The organism is Pseudomonas sp. DG56-2 (genome assembly GCF_004803755.1).
Taxonomy (GTDB): domain Bacteria; phylum Pseudomonadota; class Gammaproteobacteria; order Pseudomonadales; family Pseudomonadaceae; genus Aquipseudomonas; species Aquipseudomonas auratipiscis.
Genome location: NZ_CP032311.1, coordinates 2,066,811 through 2,084,824, shown reverse-complemented (window position 1 = coordinate 2,084,824; position 18,014 = coordinate 2,066,811). Strand labels below are relative to the sequence as shown.

Here is an 18,014-nt window from a genome sequence, read left to right as displayed (position 1 = left end):
ATAGAACGTCATTTGCTTGTTTCACCAGCGGCTAGCCGGCAGCCATGCTCTCTCTAAACTCCGCCATATCGAATTCCATGATCCGTGCCCTCATTAGTCCATAACTTCAAGTTAGGGCGTTGTGGACTGGGAATGTTTGGATGACCTGACCAACGGTCCGTAGTGGCGTCAACCTGAAAATCTATAAACAACCCCAAGAGGCCCTTCGCCAATGGCAGCTACCGGCCAAAAAAGCAGCCCATTCTGAGTGACGGCTTTCGACCCGAAGCGGTCATAACAGCAGGCGTGGCCAGCTCGTTAGAAAGTTTGGCTTTCCTGGCCTAGTCACTGCTACTGCCCATGAAAATACATCTTTTCCCCTCATTATGAATATCGAATGCGAAGTCCCAGAACACTGGGTATGCTGGATGCCCTTTAGTTAGCCAAAATGAGGTTATGGTGCTGGCTTGGTCCAGGCGCACATGCTCGAATAGTTCTTCAAGAAGACTCAGGATTTCGGAGCGCTTTGCATTCAGGTCCAGTGGGCCGTAACCGCCATCCCCGACGTGCAACAGTTGCTCGGTAACTTCTCTGCGTGCCTCGCTTGGCGGCACGATGGACTTCCCGCCAATGATCACTTCGTGACCAGTGGAATGAGCAAGTTGCGCTTCGAGCGTTCTATCCAAGTCGTAGGGTCCGTAGGTGTTAACCCAGACCGTGTAGTTGAAACCCTCCAAAAGATGTTCAAGCCTGAGGATTTCGTTTGCGCGTAAATCTTGGGTGATACGCATGCTGGCTCCTTAAATCAGTGCTTTGAAGCCTACCTGAGTCGCCCCAACAACTGTAGTCGCCTTCAAGTAGTAGCTTCCAGTTGAACCTGGCCCTTGGCGAGCGGGCGCTATGGGCCGGATAGCGACGGTATGCCCTCGACCGTCGCTTTGGATGATCAGACCTCAGTCTGCTCCGCCATCTCCAAGGCATCGTCGACCTCAATCCCCAGATATCTGACGGTGCTCTCAAGCTTCGTGTGGCCAAGCAGGAGTTGGACTGCCCTTCGATTCTTCGTTCTGCGATAGATCAAGGAGGCCTTCGTGCGCCGCATCGTGTGAGTGCCGTACATGGCTGGGCCAAGGCCAATGGCTGTCACCCAAGCTTTCACTATTCGAGCGTATTGTCTGGTGGAGAGATGATCTGAACCGTGTAGCCGACTCGGAAACAGACAGTCCTCGCTACGGAGGTTAGCCGGATGCATCCAGGCTACCAAAGCCAAACGGGTTTGCTCCGTGATCTCAAATTGCACCGGATGTTGAGTTTTCTGCTGCATCACGATCGCTCGTGACGACACATTCTCTCCATGGGCTACGTCCCGTACACGAAGCTTGGTTAAGTCGCAGGCTCGCAGCTTGCTGTCGATGGCCAAGTTGAACAACGCCAGATCCCTAGATTTCTCCGCGATCTGGAGCCTTACCCGGATGACCCAGATATCTCTGAGTCGGAGCGGGGCTTTCTGCCCGACTAGCTTTCCCTTGTTCCATGGGCGATGGGTGTAGGTAGCAGCGGTTTTCATGGGTTGTCCTCCGCGTTAGAGGAGAACAAGGGTGAACTCGATGCGGTGGATGGTCGCTAATCGACCCATGGCTGCCGGTGGTTGAGGGCAGCAAACGGCCAGAAGCGGACATTTGAGAGACATCCAAACTCACCTCTTGTAAGCTATCGCTCATCATCTTTATGGTTTATAGGTATCCGTTTATGATTAGTCCAAAAGAAATAATGGATAACTATGTCATCGATCCTCAGGACAGCTATTTTGTTAATGGCGTACCGCCCATTGAGAATGTAGCGGTCGTTGCTTATGAACCCTCGTGGCCGGAAATATATTCAACATTGGAATCTGAAATTAAGAATAAATTAGGTTCGAATCTACTAAAAATTGATCATGTGGGTTCTACGGCAGTACCTGGCTTAGCCGCTAAACCTGTTATTGATATTGATCTGACGGTTGCTGATGCTGCTGATGAAAAAACATATGTATTAGCGCTTGAAAGTCTTGGGTATAGACTAATTGTTCGTGAGCCCCGCTTCCATGGTCATCGTCTTTTCCATTATGATAATCCGAGAGTTAATCTGCATGTTTTTACTCGGGATACCCCTGAAACAGCCCGGCACTTGCTTTTCCGTGATTGGCTTAGACAGTCTGAGAAGGACTGCAAGATTTATGCGGATGCCAAATTTGAGGCAATTAAAGATTGCAGCTTAGATATTCAGAAATAACATGAAAATAAAAGTAAAGTGGTGCGTGATATCTATAAGAAAATTTTTAAACAATTAGGCTATATTTGATATGTTGCTTGATTTTATTGTACGGGGCTAGCGACGCAGAAACAGATCTTTGGATATTTGATGCGCAGAAACGATACGGCACTTCAAGAAATTGTTGGCGTGCTTCGTAGTTTCCTTGCTCCTGCAACCTGAATTTGGGTTGAGGGCACAGCGTGAGATTCCATCAACGCGGGGCAAAAAAATAATCTCGAATCCCAGTGCCGAACGTCCGCAATGGGTCGATAGCTGTCATCCAATCAACAGTTATCGGCCAGAAGCAGCCACTGGACAGGCCTGTTATCAGTCGCTAAAACCTGGCGGCTTTGATGAAGCCAACAAAGATTTGCCTGCATGAATCCCTCAAATGTGGGAGACAATGGTAACGGTGTGCGTGTAGGGAATCTAGAAAACGGTAGAGGAGCTCTTGTTCGTCCCAATGGCAGCAACGATCGGACAACCATCGAAATACAACGACCTGACGGAAAAAGAACCGGTGATCAGATACATTACGACTAAAGGATGTCGACATGAATAAACAAATATTCCGTCCATGGAGTGCATTAGGCTTGCCTGCTTTAGGTAGAGTAACCTTTGAACGAATTACTTATGACATCGGCATGCGCGTTCATCTTAAATAATCAGGAAATGCAGGTAGAAGACTTTATTTAGACTTCATCCAATTTCCCACCGCAATACGTATAGCAAACGAGAGCATGAGACTTGTTTCGTTGCAGCTTATTCCCAAGGAAATCGAAACCTCATTCTTTTTAGTCGAGAATTCAGATTTTTCAGGATGGCTACATAATGATTCACTTGATATCTATAAAGATGATCCGATTTTTCATTTGGCAATTGTCACAGATGAGTGGATAGACATTATTTGCAATGAAAAACCAGTACTTGTGATTGAGGGCTGTAAGCTTTAGAGGCTCAGACTTGAATGACATTGATGGGACGACCTGCATTCTTGAAGCAGCAGCTGATAGGGCGGCGCAATGGCCGAGATCGACTGAAGGATAACGTCTGAAAGACTACCGGCCTACCGCCTTGGTAGTCAGTCGTGCGCGCCTCCGGTCGTAATGGCAGAAAACGACCCATCGGAGACACTGAGTTGGTCTCATGCCAAGCTTGTCGCCTACAAACGAAATGCTACCTATGCAGCCGTTGTAGACTCTCGACCTACCCATTGCTGCGATTCGTTGCTAGCGGCAATAGACTAGACAAGATTGATTGAATAAAAGTAGATTATCTAAGAGTTGATTTTTCTAAATCAGGCAGTGGAGCAAATGAATTGCTGGCGCTACCTTTCAATGTCGTTATTCGTGATGCCCTTCAATACGATGACTGCTTTCAGATTATCTTGTTCGACGGGTCTGGGTTGACTGTATACAACCCGTGTCGATTTGAAGGGATAAGCTTTTCCGATCTCAAAGGCTGTACACTCAAAGAAATCAGTGAAGACGAAGCGACCACATTAATCGTGTTGGCCTTAGACAAGGGCACTCTGCATGTCAATGTGCACCCAGACGCTTGGACAGGGCCTGAAGCAATGACGCTCCACGGGCCAGGTCATTCGATTGTGATCTGGAGTTGACCGCTACTGAGCACCCTGGAACGGACTATCTATATTGGGTCGAATGCAGCCAGTCCCAGAATGGTTGCAATCGACCCTCAGCGGCCTCTGCATTGACGCCGTAAGTGGCCGAAAAATAATCCGCTCACATTATAGAGGGACCATATTTCATGCCGGTCAAGTTGGGTGAAGCAGTAACTCAGCGATTTCCTGAGCCTTCGCCGGCGCGATCCCTCGGACCTGATCTGTCAACAAAGGATGATCTTCACTTCCTCCCTGTTGCAACTCGACTATCGGACGAAGCCCTTCGGGCTGCAAATACACATTGACGGCAAAGGGGCCGCCCGGGGGGTAACATGGGATGTCGTTGGCCAACCATCCGAAAAAGCCATCGCCATCTGCTGGAGCAGTGCGGGTCTCTACATAACGGCCATAGCTTTTTTCAGAAACAGATACCCAAACACCCCAGATAAAGGGTTCGCTGATCCCGTGAATCGGAATTTCCAGAACTGAACGGATGAAGAAGTCCGTGCGTCCCTCCAACGTAACTGTGCACAGATCATCAGTGATCCAGCCACACGACGCCTTTTGCTCATCCGTCAACCACTGATAATACGCAGGTGCAGCGAAACCAAATGAGGGAGATCCTTCATGTACCTCGTTGCAACACTCACACCGGTAGGCAAAAATCGCAGCCATTGCAGATCCTTAGCATTCAATAGGCCTTTGATGTAAGGCAGCCTAACAAACACGGCGCACGCCCGCTATTGACCCAGCCTGTGTGAAAAAGAACCAAGAGTGAGTTGTAGGGGATAAAAGCCTGGAGCCGCTTGCAAAGGGGGAAAGGAATAGCGCGGATTAGCCCTAGTGAACACACTTGGGCGCATGATCTCGCTTGGCCAGGTGTACAGGTTGACGAGTTTAGCCAGCTAACCGTCAGGCTGGACGAACTCAGCGCCAGCGCACCAGTGAACACCAAGTGGATCAAGTACCCGTTTTACTTCAAGGCCGGCACATAGGTGATCGACAACAAGGGCGACGCGAGCGAAAGCGGCTGGGTGATCTATGAGTCGTTCGATGTGTTCAACGGTGCACTGCCGGCCTGACACTTCGGCGCTGTCAATTGAAGCTAATTTTCGGGGCCATTTGGCAGGCTGTAAAACTTCCAAACGACAAGAACAGCTGCAACGAGAAATGCGACAAGTCCATATGACACGTAGTCAGACCGTCCAAGCGCCCTCTCACTTTTAACCAAAAGGCCGCCTGCAATTATTAAGGCCACTGCCAGTCTCAAACGCCAAGACTTCATTCTCCGTGATGCCTGCATCAGCAACCACTCCTTGTACGTCGCAAAAGCATATCACTCACTTCAACAAATACCGCCAGCCCGGCATGGGCGGAGCCTGCAAGGAGAAAGCAATGGGCAACTACAACTATCGGCTACGTACGACGCCACTACAATGTGCTGGCCGAGATCGGGCGCAGCGTGATCGCCAACGGCGAGCCTGGTGTGATCCTGACGGATCGCGGGCACTACATCGGCGTCATCCTCGACAGCACCCCGAAGAAGCGCATCCGAAACTACCACCCCACCTGGGAAATGCAGTACGGCGAAATGGCCGAAGAACTGCCGCTGAAGTAGTTCGAGGTACTCGCCAACGATATGAATGACTAGGACGATGTGAAGTACATGCTCGGCGATGCGCAACACTACGAGCGCCGGGTGTGGACGGCCACTCGAAGCCAGGCCGAATTCCGGGCAAATCAAGAGCTGGACTAGTGCTTCGAAGACGCACGGCGATGCTCACCTTCAAAGTGCACGCGGCCTACCCCCCACGCTGCCAGTCAGAGTCTCAAGGCTTTTCGTCTAGCTCTGGTGGCCAAGCACTGATGAACCAGAGGATCCCTGGGATCGCAAGGTAGCTCCAGTGCTGACTCGGATATACCCCGATGCCGACAGCGCAAATCGCGAGCAAGGTGCCGCCCACTCGACGCTGGCGCCTCCGATTGAACCACTCTAGCCAAGCTTTATGCCTTTCTCGCAACCCCATTACCACTCTCTCAGTTTGGCAAACAGCGAAGCAAGCACCCCGACCCAACGAATCACGCCACCCAGGCGAGGAAGGTGCCTGAGCAATGGGGCCACTATATTGACATTGCACCTGTAAGCAAAGAAAGCGACGATTGGATGCTCTCTCATGTCACAACTGCCATAAGGATATCGAACCTTGAAACTCCCACCCGTCAAAACAGAATTGCTGGAGCGCGCACTGAAGCAGTTCGACGGCAGTTTCCGAGGCCTGCCCGAGTGGAAAGGATGGATGAATAACCAGGCTCATCGCTATGCAATCAGCGCCAATAACCAGATGTATCCTGCGAAGAAAATTGTATCGCTGGCGACCGGCATATCCGTAGGCCACTTCTCTGGAGGGCAGCCAACAAACAGCTACCTGAAGCGACACGGGTTTACGATCGTTGATCTCCCCCGATCGTCAAAGCCGGAGCTACGATTTGTAGTTGGTCAGGTTTACGACCGTCAGACCGAGATCCACGACTTGTTCGGAGGTAGCCGGCAGAGCGGCATTTCTCCATCTGCTCAAGCACCAGCAATTTTCCTGTTCACTGGAGACTCTGGTGAACAATATGGATACACAGATTCAACTGATGATAATGGAGTTGTCAGCTACACCGGTGAAGGCCAGACCGGTGATATGACTTTGACAAGAGGCAACCTAGCCATCCTCCAACACGCTGAGGCAGGGAGAGCTCTTCATTTATTTAAATCGCTTGGAAAGGGCGTTGGCCAGGAGTACATAGGCGAATTTACAGGTGCTAGCTATGAGTGGCGCACTGGACTCGATAAACGTGGTCAAGAGCGCCAGATTGTTGTGTTCAACCTGGTGCAAACGGAAACAGTAGCCCATCGAAAAGATTTCGAGGTTCAGGAAGATGAAATGTTCGTGCCGCCCCCGACGCTCGAAGAAGCACGAGCTCTTGCATTCGCAGCGGCTGGAACTGGCGGGCCAGGAGTTAAAGCCGCTGCAATGCGTACGATCTACCGTCGTAGCAAAGTAATCGCAAACTATGTCATCCGTAGATCAGGTGGTAACTGCGAAAGCTGCCAGCAACCGGCACCTTTTATGAAGAAAGATGGATCACCCTACCTTGAGCCGCATCACGTGAATCGAGTATCCGACGGTGGCCCGGACCACCCAATGTATATAGGTGCGATCTGCCCGTCTTGCCATCGAGAAATTCACCATGGGCTTGATGGAGAATCAAAAAATGAAGCCCTAAAAGCCTATGTAAAGGCTGTTGAATCTCACAAGATAAGCTGTTGATACAAGTGACTCCAAACCGGCCAGGATAGCGGCCGGCATCTCAAATCATTGTTGACTATGTGACAGTTAGTAAGCGCTCAACGAATCAATTCATCCCTATTTTTTCAGACGTCCGCCCCTCAACTCCCCGCGTCGGAAACTGTCCGGGGCGAATTGAATTAACCGACGAGTTCGCCGGCGACGGTGCCCGCTTCCGCAAGGACCGACCCAGCTATCAGCAGATGATGCATTACGCAGAGATTCAGTACGACTTGTTCGCTGAGATCGATGAAGGCATCGACTGCCTCTACGGTGATTGATTGACCTTAACGAGCTCCCGAACAGCCTTGTAGGCGCTATTAAAATCGCTGAGATTAGAAACGTTAGGGTGTCGGCGATAGTCGGCAAGTTCGATTTCCCCCTTTACATCGAACTGGAAGCGATCGCCGGAAAGAAAATCCGTCCACGCCCACAGTATAACTGCCGGCACACCTATGCCACGATGTGTCTCATGCCAGGGATGAATCCAGCATTCATTACGGGTCAGCTTGGGCACTCTGTCCAGGTACAGCTGTCGACCTATGCAAAATGGCTGAACTCGGCCAGTGAATGGTCCGAACTGGAGAAACTCGAAATGCAGCTAATTGGTACAGAATCGGTACAGGATTAAATTTCGTTCATGTTTCGCCCAATGATCACAGGCTAATCGACAGACTCTAGGCCATACTCCAGAATGCGAGCGTTTTTTTGGGGGAAAACCCTTGCACAGCCAACGACATACCAACTTTTAGTGAGCATTGACGTGAAAACCTCCCTTTCGATTCTAAGCCTGCTGCTGTTGCTCACCAGTACCGCGACTGTCCCAACGGCCACTGCTGCGCAACCCCCTGCCCAAGTGCAACGCGATCCTGCTAAGTTGCACCTGGCCTCTGGCGCTGCCTTGTTGATCGATTTGCAGACCAACAAGGTGCTTTACGCCAACAATGCCGACCGGGTGGTTCCTATCGCCTCGGTGACCAAGCTGATGACCGGCATGGTGGTGCTCGACGCCAAGCAGAACATGGATGAAATGCTCACCATGACCATCGCCCAGAACAAGGAAATGAAAGGAGTGTATTCACGGGTACGCCTGGGCAGCCAGCTCAGTCGCCGGGAAACGCTACTGATTACCTTGATGTCTTCGGAAAACCGTGCGGCCTCGACGCTGGCGCACAATTATCCAGGCGGCTACAACGCATTCATCAAGGCGATGAACGCCAAGGCCAAGGCCTTGGGCATGGCCCACACCCGTTATGTCGAACCCACAGGCTTGTCGACCAGCAACGTCTCCACCGCTCGTGACCTGGGCAAGTTGCTGCTGGCAGCGCGCAATTATCCGATGCTCAGCCAATTGAGCACCACCCGCGAGAAAACCGTGGCGTTCCGCAAGCCTAATTACACATTAGGCTTTCGCAACACCGACCACCTGGTCAACAAGAGCAACTGGGACATCGACCTGACCAAAACCGGTTTCACCAACGATGCCGGACACTGCCTGGTGTTGTTGACGAAGATGGATAACCGCCCGGTGGCCATGGTTATTCTCGATGCATTCGGCAAGTACACCCACTTCGCCGACGCCAGCCGCATGCGCCAGTGGCTGGAAACCGGCAGCACCAAACCTGCACCTGCCGTGGCCATGCGCTACAAGTCCGAGCGCAGCCAGAACCGTCCACAGGTTGACTGATTGAAGTACCGGGCCGGCGCGGCTTGCCCGCCAGACCCATCGGGGTTCAAGCCGTGGTGCTGACCATGCTTCCAGCACCACCGCCGCCAGCGTCCAGCAGGGCCTTGACCAACTGGGCGTTGGCGGTCATGAGCGCACTCATGGTTGCGCTCACTGCCGATTGTGCAGCAGCGACCGCGGAGGCCTTGGCAGTTGCTTCCATGTTGCTGCTCATAATTTCCTGAAGCTGCTTTTGTTGCTGCTCCAATTGCTTTCGCAGGCGCTCGATCATTTTGCGCAGCTGCTGGATGTGTTCGGGTTCTCCGCTTTCGACAGATTCGTTGGCTTCGCTCTTGTTGCTGGCGGCAGCGCCAGAAAAGCTCAGCTTGAGCGGATCTTCTTCGGTTTTCGCCGCCTGCGCCTCAGCGCCGGCATTGATGTTCACAACCCCGGTGGACACACCGTTTAATGGGATTGCATTGTTCGATACCAGTGTAATGCCGACCATGCGTTCATCATCCTGAAGGTGTATGGGTTGACTTTTCTATCGGCCGATTGCGGCACAACTTGAACGCGCGCCGCGCGCTAAATTTCCTCCATCGCCACTCGTCCCTCCTGATACCCAAGCTTCGCCCCAGACACTCTCACGCGCTGGGCAAGCCGCTCCGATCAGCCCCAGCGTCGAGATGGCAATGACTCAGTCCCGCACCCGAAAAGCGTTGTACATCGGCCTGCCCCTGGCCCTGGCAGTGTCCGCAGCTGTAGCAGGTTACCTATACACCAGAGAAGACCCAGGCTACCCACGCGCTATCGTCGAGCAAGCTAGCGCCCTGCATGAACACATGTTGTCGTTCGACAGCCATATCACCGTGCCGTTGAGCATGGGCAGTGCCGGCCACGAATTCGACGCCGACGGTACCGCTCAGCTGGATCTGGTCAAGATCGGCAAGGGCCGCTTGTCTGGCGCCGCCCTGACCGTGTTCGGCTGGCCGGAGCTGTGGAACGGCCCGAATGCGCCGCACCGCCCTACGCCAGGCTTTGTCGATGAAGCCCGGCATCAGCAGGAGGTGCGCTACACAATCATCAGCAATATGGTTCGCGACTTTCCCAACCAGGTGGGTATTGCCTACACCCCTGAGGACTTCCGGCGCCTCAACCGTGAAGGCAAGTTCGCCATTTTCATCAGCATGCTCAACGCCTATCCGCTGGGCCACGACCTGTCGCAACTGGACCTGTGGACCGCCCGCGGCATGCGCATGTTCGGTTTCAGCTACACCGGCAACAACGATTGGGCGGATTCCTCGCGGCCGTTACCATTTTTCAACGACACCGCCGACGCCCTCGGTGGCCTGTCACCGCTCGGCGAGCAGGCGGTCAAACGCCTCAACGCACTGGGCGTAATTATCGATGTCTCGCAGATGTCGACCCTGGCCTTGGAAGATGTCGCCCGCCTGAGCCGCACACCCATGGTTGCCTCACATTCGGCGCCACGGGCATTGGTAGACATCCCGCGCAACCTCAGCGACAAGGAAATGCAACTGATCAAAAACAGCGGCGGGGTTATCCAGGTGGTCGCGTTTGGCACCTACCTAAAACCGCTGAGCAAACCCACCCTGGACAAGCTTGAAGCGTTGCGCGCACGCTTTGACCTGCAACCCTTGCAAGGCCTGGCCAATGCCTTGATGCCAGGGGATGCGATCATTGCCATCTGGCCGCAAGCGCGCTTTGGCGAGTATGCCGCAAGCCTCTACGGCATCCTTGAAGAGGAGCCCAAGGCCAACCTCAAGCACCTCGTCGACGCCATCGACTACACGGTGAAGAAAGTCGGCATAGATCACGTTGGCATCAGTTCAGACTTCAATGACGGTGGCGGTGTCGACGGTTTTCAGGATGTCAGCGAGATCCGCAACGTCACTGCCGAATTACTGACACGCGGTTACTCGGAGGCCGATATCGGCAAGCTGTGGGGCGGCAACTTCCTGCGTGTATGGGATCAGGTGCAAAAAGCCGCAGACCCGGTTGCCAGCGTCACACCTTGACGCGACCAACAAAAACGCCGCCCGGGTTGACCAAGGCGGCGTTTTCATTCATCGGCAAGCAGCGTTTAGCTGGCCGTGGCCAACAGCGACACCTTCGCGTCACGCACCTGCCCACGCGACTTGTCGTGCTCATACAGTGAGGCGGCAATCTCGTCGGCGCGGATCGGCAGTACCGACAGCAAGGTATCGCTCAACCCGTGACTGGCCTGACTGAAGCCCTGCATGTACAGGCTGGCCTTGCAACGCTCGTCGGTCAGCAAGCGGTAGCTGCGATCGACTTCGTAGTCATGCAGATAATCGTCTAGCGGCGCCAGCAACTGGCGATGCATCTGACGCTCGTAACCGGTGGCCAACACCACGGCGTCATAGCCTTGCATGCGGGTTTCGCCGGTAGCGTTGTTGCGCATCACAAGTTCAACGCCTTGCTCGGTGGCTCTGGCCTGCTGCAGCGTGGTCAGGGTATGGAATGCGTGACGAGCCACACCGGAGACTTTCTGCCGATAGAAGATCGCGTAGATACGCTCGATCAGGTCCAGGTCAACTACCGAATAGTTGGTGTTGTGATACTCATTGATCAAACGCTCGCGCTCGCTGGCCGGCTGCTGGAACACCAGGTCGGTGAACTCCGGAGAAAACACTTCGTTGACGAATGGGCTGTCGTCGGCAGGCTTGAGTGCCGAGCCACGAATGATCAAATCCACCTGCGCCGACGGGTAGCTGTCATTGAGGTCGATAAAGGCCTCAGCAGCACTCTGGCCGCCACCGACAATCGCGATTCGCATCGGCTTGCCGTCAACGCATGGCTGCTTGGCCATACGCGCCAGGTACTGGGAGTGATGGAACACCCGCGCATCACGTTTGAGTGTTTCGAAAATCGCTGGGATACGCGGCGTGCCCCCAGGACTGAGCACCAGTGAGCGCGTCGTTCGTGCGAACTCCACACCCTGCGCATCCCGGGATATGACCCGCAATGCCTCGACCAGTTGATTGTTCAGCACCGGCTCAACCCGCAACACCTCTTCGCCATAGCGACTGTGCGCCTCGAAATGCGACGCCACCCAACGCAGGTAATCATTGAACTCCATACGGCAGGGATAAAACGTGCCCAGGTTGATGAAGTCGACCAAACGGCCGTGCTGCTTGAGGTAGTTCACAAACGAGTACGGGCTGGTTGGATTGCGCAGGGTTACCAGATCCTTGAGAAAGGATATCTGCAGCTCACTCTGGCTTACCAGCGTATTGCCGTGCCAACGGTAGTCGGCCTGTTTGTCGAGAAACAAGGTATCGAGCGGGCCCTGGATTTGTCCGCGCTCTTCCAGGGCGATGGCCAGGGCCAGGTTCGAGGGGCCGAAGCCGATGCCGATCAAGTCATGTACGACGGCCGATTCAATTGCCTGAGTCATATCCAGTGTCCTCCAGATAAGCCCCGATGGTCGGGGTGAAACAAATTAACCCTGTCGGTCATTGGCGAGGCGGCAGGTCGTCTGTTGACTAGGAACGAGAACAATCGGGGAAAATTTAACCAGCCTTCACACCTGGCAGCAGCGCAGTAAATTTTTTCTCGCTGCGCTCGTCCTCCCCAGACAGCAGCGAACCATGAGAAGGCAATGACTCGACCACGTTGGCAGCACACCTTGCGTTTCGGCCTGCCGGTGCTCCTCGCGCTCGGTGCCAGCGCAAGCTGGTGGGCCTGGGACCAGGGCTATCGGGACAACCCCGGCTACAGTTTCGCGGTCATCCGCCAGGCCAACGATATGCACGAACGTCTGCTGACCTTCGATGGGCATATCAGCGTGCCGCTGACACTGGGCTCGGCACACAATCCACTGGATGGCGACAGCCAGGGCCAGTTCGATTTACCCAAGCTGCAGCGTGGTGGCCTGTCCGCGGCGGCGCTTACGGTGTTTGGCTGGCCGCCGATCTGGCAAGGCGAAGGTGCGCCGCATCGCCCCAGCCCCCACTTCGTTGCCCAGGCACGCGCGCAACAGGAATCCAGCTACCGCATCATCAACAACATGGCGCGCGACTTTCCCGAGCAGGCGGCTATCGCCTACTCACCGGACGACGTTCGCAGGCTGCAAGGCGAAGGTAAGTTCGCGATATTCATCAGCATGCTCAATGCCTATCCGCTGGGCACCAGCCTCGATCAGCTGGATTTCTGGGCGGCCCGCGGCCTGCGCATGTTCGGCTTCAACTACGTGGGCAACAACGCCTGGGCTGACTCTTCGCGACCCATGCCGTTCTTCCACGACACCGCCAACGCCCTGGGCGGCCTTTCAACGCTCGGCCAGCAGGCGGTACGCAGGCTCAACGACCTGGGCGTGATCATTGATGTGTCGCAGATGTCCAGCCAGGCCCTGCGCCAGGTCAGCGCCCTGAGCCGCGCGCCGTTGGTGGCCTCGCACTCCGGCCCACGGGCGCTGGTGGATATCCCGCGCAACCTGGACGACGACGAAATGCGCCTGATCGCGGCCAGTGGTGGCGTGGTCATGATCCCCACCTACGGTGACTATTTACGCCCGATCAGTCAGGCGAGCCGAGCGCAGATCGAACAATTGCGCCAACGTTTCGAGCTGCCGCCGCTGCCAAACCAGGCCTGGGCATTGATGCCGGGTGACCCGGCGATCGCCACCTGGCCAGAACAGCGCTTTGGCGAATATGCAAAAGCGCTGTACGCCATTCTCGCCGAGGAGCCGAAGGCCACCTTGAACGACTTCGGCAATGCTATCGATCATGCAGTGAAGACCATCGGTATCGAGCATGTCGGCATCAGCTCCGACTTCAACGACGGCGGTGGCCTCGAAGGTTTCGAGGATGTCAGCCAGATCCGCAACGTCACCGCCGAACTGCTGTCTCGCGGCTACTCCGAAGCCGATATCGGCAAGCTCTGGGGCGGCAACTTCCTCAGGGCCTGGGCGCAGGTCCAGCACTCCTCAAAAACCCTCAGCGCGCGATGAACCTTGTCATGACCGACCGTAGAACATTCCTCAAACAGGCCGGGTTGCTCGCCGCCGCCCTGCCGCTGACCGGCACCCTCGGCCCAAGCGCCCTGGCCAACGTGCCAACACCTTCGGGCGGTGATAAATGGGCGCAGTTTCGCCAATTGTTCGACCAGGATCCGACCTACATCCACTTCGCCAATTTTCTCGTCACCTCGCACCCCAGACCGGTGCGCGAGGCCATTGCCCAGCACCGTGCCAACCTTGATCGCAATCCTGGCCTGGCCATGGACTGGGACCTGGAGGAAACCTGGACGCGTGAAGCCGAGGTACGTAAATGGGCTGGGCGCTATTTGAACGCCAAGCCGGCACAGATCGCCCTCACCGGTAGCACCACCGAAGGGCTGGCGATGATCTATGGCGGTATCCATGTGCGCCCGGACCAGGAAATTCTCACCACTCGCCACGAGCACTATTCAACCCACCATGTGTTGAACTTTCGTGCCGAGCGCGAAGGCACCCGGGTCCGGCGCATCGATCTGTTCAAGGCCCCGCACAGTGTTTCCAGTGACGAAGTGCTGGGCAGCATAGCGGCCAACATCCGCGCCAATACGCGGGTACTGGGCATGACCTGGGTGCATTCGGGCAGCGGCGTCAAATTGCCCATCGGCGAAATCGGCCAGCTTGTCGCCGAACACAACCGCAACCGCGACGACAAGGAGCGCATTCTCTACGTGGTTGACGGCGTGCATGGATTTGGCGTGGAAAACCTCGACTTTCCCGACATGCACTGCGACTTCTTCATTGCCGGCACCCACAAATGGCTGTTCGGCCCACGCGGTACGGGGATCATCTGCGCCCGCTCGGAACAGCTCAAAGATGTCAGCCCACTGGTGCCGACCTTTTCCCAGGACAGCGACTTTGCCACCAGCATGACCCCGGGCGGCTACCACGCTTTCGAACACCGCTGGGCGCTGGACAAGGCTTTCGAATTGCACCTGCAGTTAGGTAAGGCCGAGGTCCAGACCCGCATCCATCAACTCAATGCCGATTTACGCCAGCGCTTGCAGGGTATGCCGCAGATCGAACTGGTAACACCGAGCAGCACGGCGCTGTCCTCGGGCTTCAGTTTTTTCCGGGTCAAGGGCAAGGACAGTGACAAGGTTGCCGCCGAGCTGATGAAGCAACGCGTAGTGGCCGACGCCGTCAACCGTGATGTCGGGCCCGTGGTGCGCACGGCGCCGGGTTTGCTCAACAACGAAGCCGAAATCGAACGCTTCATGGCCATCCTCGCCAAGGCCGTGTAGCGCCGCCACTTTCATTAAAAATCGAGAGAGCAATGAATTCACAGACTCCCCGTATCTCGACAGCCAAGGTCATCTCCGGCCTGGCGCTCGGCGCCTTGCTCGTCACCCTCGCCCCCGCGGTGGCTCAGGCAGACGACGCACATAAGCCTGGTGAAGTGTTCAAGGATTGTAAAGACTGCCCGGCAATGGTGGTGCTGCCCGCCGGGACCTTCACCATGGGTACCCCCGAAGACGAACAGGGTCGCGAAGCCGACGAAGGTCCGATGCACCAAGTAACGTTCAGCAAGCCCTTCGCCATGAGTCACTTCCAGGTACTCAGCGGTGAATGGAATGCTTACCTCAAGGACAGCGGTTACCAGATGCCCGACGGCGACGACCGTCCTGGCCGCGAATGCCTTGCCGGGGTACCGCGCTACGCGCTCAGCGACGAGTACAAGCGCGCCGACAAGAACCGCTACCCAGCCGTCTGCATGAATTTCCATGAGGCCCAGGCATATACCGACTGGCTGTCGAAAAAGACCGGCAAACGCTACCGCCTGCTCAGCGAGGCCGAGCGCGAATACGCTGCGCGCGGCGGCAGCAAAGGTGCGCAACCTTTTCCACGCGATGAAGGCAAAGCCTACAGCATCGCCAAGCACGCCAATACCTATGGCCCGGAAGACGGCTTCAGCTTTCTCGCCCCGGCGGGCAGCTACGCGGCCAATGCCTTTGGCATCTACGACGCCCATGGCAACGTCTACGAGTGGACGGCCGATTGTCAGAATGACAGCTACGTCGGCGCCCCCAGCGATGGCAGCGCCTGGAAGCAAGGCGACTGCGTGGTGCGCATGATCCGCGGCAACGACTGGACCGAAGCGCCGATTTTTTCGCGCTCGGGCAACCGCAACTACCGGCGCCCGGAAACCCGTGGCGACTGGATCGGCTTTCGCGTGGTGCGCGAGCTCTGATCGACAGCCAGGCAGGAGGCAACGCGGCTAAATCGTCCCGCGCCTGGCTCGTCTTCCAACACACAGCCATCGCCCGCTTCACGGGCCAGTCCACCCCGCCCTAGGCTCCCAGCCCGTTGCGAACGAGGTAGTTTCATGACCGCAGCATCGCGTAGCGCCACCCGCGAACTCTTGAGCCTGCTCAAGCCGTACCGCCTGTTGGTGATTTTTTCCATTGTTCTGGGCATCATCGGCGGCCTGGCCGTTACCGCCCTGCTCGCCACGGTCAACCAGGGCCTGCACAACGACGATGGCATGAGCAAGGGTATCGTGCTGGCCTTTGTCGGCCTATGTGTGGTGGCGCTGCTGAGCAGCATCGCAGCCGATATCGGCACAAACTATGTAGGCCAGCATGTCATCGCCAAGCTGCGCAAGGAACTGGGCGCCAAGGTGCTGTCGGCACCGATCGAGCAGATTGAACGCTACCGTACCCATCGTCTGATTCCGGTGTTGACCCACGATGTCGACACCATCAGCGACTTCGCCTTTTCCTTTGCTCCACTGGCCATTTCCCTGACCGTGGTGGTCGGCTGCATGGGGTATCTGGCCAGCCTGTCGCTGCCGATTTTCTTTCTTACCCTGACCGCTATCGGCGTCGGCTCGGCCATTCAGTACGTCGCACAGCGCAAAGGGTTGCGTGGTTTCAACGCTGCGCGCGAAGCGGAAGACGACTTGCAAAAGCACTATCAGGCCATTGCCGAAGGCGCCAAGGAACTGCGCATTCACCGCCCCCGTCGCCACGCCATGTTGACCCGCAATATTCAAGGCACCGCCGATCATATCCGCGACACCCACGTACGCTCGATCAACATCTTCGTGATCGCCAAGAGCCTCGGGACCATGCTGTTCTTCGTGGTCATCGGCCTGGCCTTGACTCTGCAATCGCTATGGCCGAGCAATGATCCGGCAGTGATCAGCGGCTTCGTGCTGGTGCTGCTGTATATGAAAGGCCCGCTGGAAAGTCTGATTGGCAACCTGCCGATCATCAGCCGCGCGCAGATTGCCTTCCGACACATCGCCGATCTGGCCGAGCGCTTCTCTTCACCGGAACCGCACCTGTTGCTCAATGCCGAGCACAGCGCGCCTGCTGCGCTGGAGCGCCTGGAACTGCGCAACGTGCAGTACAGCTTCCCGGCCGTGCCAGGCAGTGATCCATTTACCCTGGGGCCGGTCAACCTGAGTATCGCCCCTGGCGAAATACTGTTTATCGTCGGTGAAAACGGCTGTGGTAAAACCACCCTGATCAAACTGTTGCTGGGCCTCTACACCCCCCATCAGGGTCAGGTACTGGTCAATGGCAAAGCAGTGGATGCGCAAAGCCTGGACGACTACCGCCAGCACTTCACCACGATCTTCGCCGACTACTTCCTGTTCGAAGACCTGATGAAAGACGGCAGTAGCCTGCCCGCCGATGCCGGCCAGTACCTGCAGCGCCTGGAAATCGCCCACAAGGTCAGCGTGCGCGATGGCGCGTTCACCACCACTGACCTGTCCACCGGCCAGCGCAAGCGCCTGGCGCTGGTCAGCGCCTGGCTGGATGAACGTCCGGTACTGGTCTTCGATGAATGGGCCGCCGACCAGGACCCGGCCTTCCGCCGGGTGTTCTACACCGAGCTGCTGCCTGACCTGAAACGCCTGGGCAAGACCATCATCGTCATCTCCCATGACGATCGCTACTTCGACATCGCCGACCATTTGCTGCGCATGGAAGCCGGCAAGGTTGTCAGCGAGCCCAGCTTCGCCTGAAAACTGCAGCGAACGCCCGCCGTTCGCTGCTTTACGTTAAATCCGACTCGTCGTCCTTCGTCTTTCTGAGAACGCACAATTCCTGCCGACGGCGACGAGAT

At 55.9% G+C, this 18,014-nt stretch carries 14 protein-coding genes and 2 pseudogenes; 11 read left to right on the top strand and 5 right to left on the bottom strand.

The annotated features are described in order from the left end of the window. Positions 1 to 320: 320 nt before the first annotated feature. Positions 321 to 770 carry a hypothetical protein gene (locus D3Z90_RS09485; protein ID WP_136475496.1) on the bottom strand — a complete coding sequence of 150 codons (450 nt, stop codon included), beginning with the start codon at positions 768 to 770 and terminating at the stop codon, positions 321 to 323. Positions 771 to 925: 155 nt separating this feature from the next. Beyond that, positions 926 to 1,546, bottom strand: coding sequence for a tyrosine-type recombinase/integrase (locus D3Z90_RS09480; RefSeq protein ID WP_136475495.1), 621 nt, complete (start codon positions 1,544 to 1,546; stop codon positions 926 to 928). A 182-nt stretch (positions 1,547 to 1,728) separates the two neighbouring features. On the opposite strand from D3Z90_RS09480, the gene D3Z90_RS09475 reads away from it, so the two are divergent. Together D3Z90_RS09475 and D3Z90_RS09470 are read left to right on the top strand one after the other, a co-directional pair. Continuing rightward, positions 1,729 to 2,250, top strand: coding sequence for a GrpB family protein (locus D3Z90_RS09475; protein WP_256658339.1), 522 nt, complete (start codon positions 1,729 to 1,731; stop codon positions 2,248 to 2,250). Between the two features lie 761 nt (positions 2,251 to 3,011). Continuing rightward, complete coding sequence (locus D3Z90_RS09470; protein ID WP_136475494.1) at positions 3,012 to 3,224, top strand: hypothetical protein; 213 nt, start codon at positions 3,012 to 3,014, stop codon at positions 3,222 to 3,224. A gap of 824 nt (positions 3,225 to 4,048) precedes the next feature. On the opposite strand, the gene D3Z90_RS09465 is transcribed toward D3Z90_RS09470, so the two are convergent. After that, positions 4,049 to 4,570 (bottom strand): DUF2199 domain-containing protein, encoded by a 522-nt coding sequence (locus D3Z90_RS09465; protein ID WP_136475493.1) that lies wholly within the window; start codon positions 4,568 to 4,570, stop codon positions 4,049 to 4,051. Between the two features lie 720 nt (positions 4,571 to 5,290). Between D3Z90_RS09465 and D3Z90_RS27330 the strand changes: the two are divergent. The 4 genes and pseudogenes from D3Z90_RS27330 to pbpG all read left to right on the top strand — a co-directional run bounded on the left by D3Z90_RS27330 (position 5,291) and on the right by pbpG (position 8,917). Continuing rightward, positions 5,291 to 5,651: pseudogene (locus D3Z90_RS27330) on the top strand (hypothetical protein). A 448-nt stretch (positions 5,652 to 6,099) separates the two neighbouring features. Next, positions 6,100 to 7,212 (top strand): HNH endonuclease signature motif containing protein, encoded by a 1,113-nt coding sequence (locus D3Z90_RS09450; protein ID WP_136475490.1) that lies wholly within the window; start codon positions 6,100 to 6,102, stop codon positions 7,210 to 7,212. A gap of 433 nt (positions 7,213 to 7,645) precedes the next feature. Then, a pseudogene (locus tag D3Z90_RS26925) lies at positions 7,646 to 7,861 on the top strand (site-specific integrase); the annotation flags it as partial. A gap of 132 nt (positions 7,862 to 7,993) precedes the next feature. Next, positions 7,994 to 8,917, top strand: a complete 924-nt coding sequence (gene pbpG / locus D3Z90_RS09440) for a D-alanyl-D-alanine endopeptidase (protein ID WP_136475489.1) — start codon at positions 7,994 to 7,996, stop codon at positions 8,915 to 8,917. A 46-nt stretch (positions 8,918 to 8,963) separates the two neighbouring features. Here pbpG and D3Z90_RS09435 read toward each other — a convergent pair whose 3' ends face one another. Further along, positions 8,964 to 9,404 carry a hypothetical protein gene (locus D3Z90_RS09435; RefSeq protein ID WP_136475488.1) on the bottom strand — a complete coding sequence of 147 codons (441 nt, stop codon included), beginning with the start codon at positions 9,402 to 9,404 and terminating at the stop codon, positions 8,964 to 8,966. A gap of 184 nt (positions 9,405 to 9,588) precedes the next feature. On the opposite strand from D3Z90_RS09435, the gene pvdM reads away from it, so the two are divergent. Further along, on the top strand, positions 9,589 to 10,935 hold the full coding sequence (gene pvdM / locus D3Z90_RS09430; protein WP_136475487.1) for a pyoverdine-tailoring dipeptidase-like protein PvdM: 1,347 nt from the start codon (positions 9,589 to 9,591) through the stop codon (positions 10,933 to 10,935). A 65-nt stretch (positions 10,936 to 11,000) separates the two neighbouring features. On the opposite strand, the gene D3Z90_RS09425 is transcribed toward pvdM, so the two are convergent. Then, positions 11,001 to 12,338, bottom strand: coding sequence for a lysine N(6)-hydroxylase/L-ornithine N(5)-oxygenase family protein (locus D3Z90_RS09425; RefSeq protein ID WP_136475486.1), 1,338 nt, complete (start codon positions 12,336 to 12,338; stop codon positions 11,001 to 11,003). A 204-nt stretch (positions 12,339 to 12,542) separates the two neighbouring features. Between D3Z90_RS09425 and D3Z90_RS09420 the strand changes: the two genes are divergently transcribed. The 4 genes from D3Z90_RS09420 (at position 12,543) to D3Z90_RS09405 (ending at position 17,913) form a co-directional block, all read left to right on the top strand. Beyond that, the gene (locus tag D3Z90_RS09420) at positions 12,543 to 13,892 is read left to right on the top strand and encodes a dipeptidase (protein ID WP_136475485.1); all 1,350 of its coding nucleotides are present in this window, start codon (positions 12,543 to 12,545) and stop codon (positions 13,890 to 13,892) included. Positions 13,893 to 13,900: 8 nt separating this feature from the next. Then, on the top strand, positions 13,901 to 15,181 hold the full coding sequence (locus D3Z90_RS09415; protein ID WP_136475484.1) for an aminotransferase class V-fold PLP-dependent enzyme: 1,281 nt from the start codon (positions 13,901 to 13,903) through the stop codon (positions 15,179 to 15,181). 32 nt (positions 15,182 to 15,213) lie between these two features. Further along, positions 15,214 to 16,128 carry a formylglycine-generating enzyme family protein gene (locus tag D3Z90_RS09410; RefSeq protein WP_136475483.1) on the top strand — a complete coding sequence of 305 codons (915 nt, stop codon included), beginning with the start codon at positions 15,214 to 15,216 and terminating at the stop codon, positions 16,126 to 16,128. 135 nt (positions 16,129 to 16,263) lie between these two features. After that, positions 16,264 to 17,913: a cyclic peptide export ABC transporter gene (locus D3Z90_RS09405; RefSeq protein ID WP_136475482.1), complete on the top strand. Its 1,650-nt coding sequence runs from the start codon at positions 16,264 to 16,266 to the stop codon at positions 17,911 to 17,913. Positions 17,914 to 18,014 lie beyond the last annotated feature (101 nt).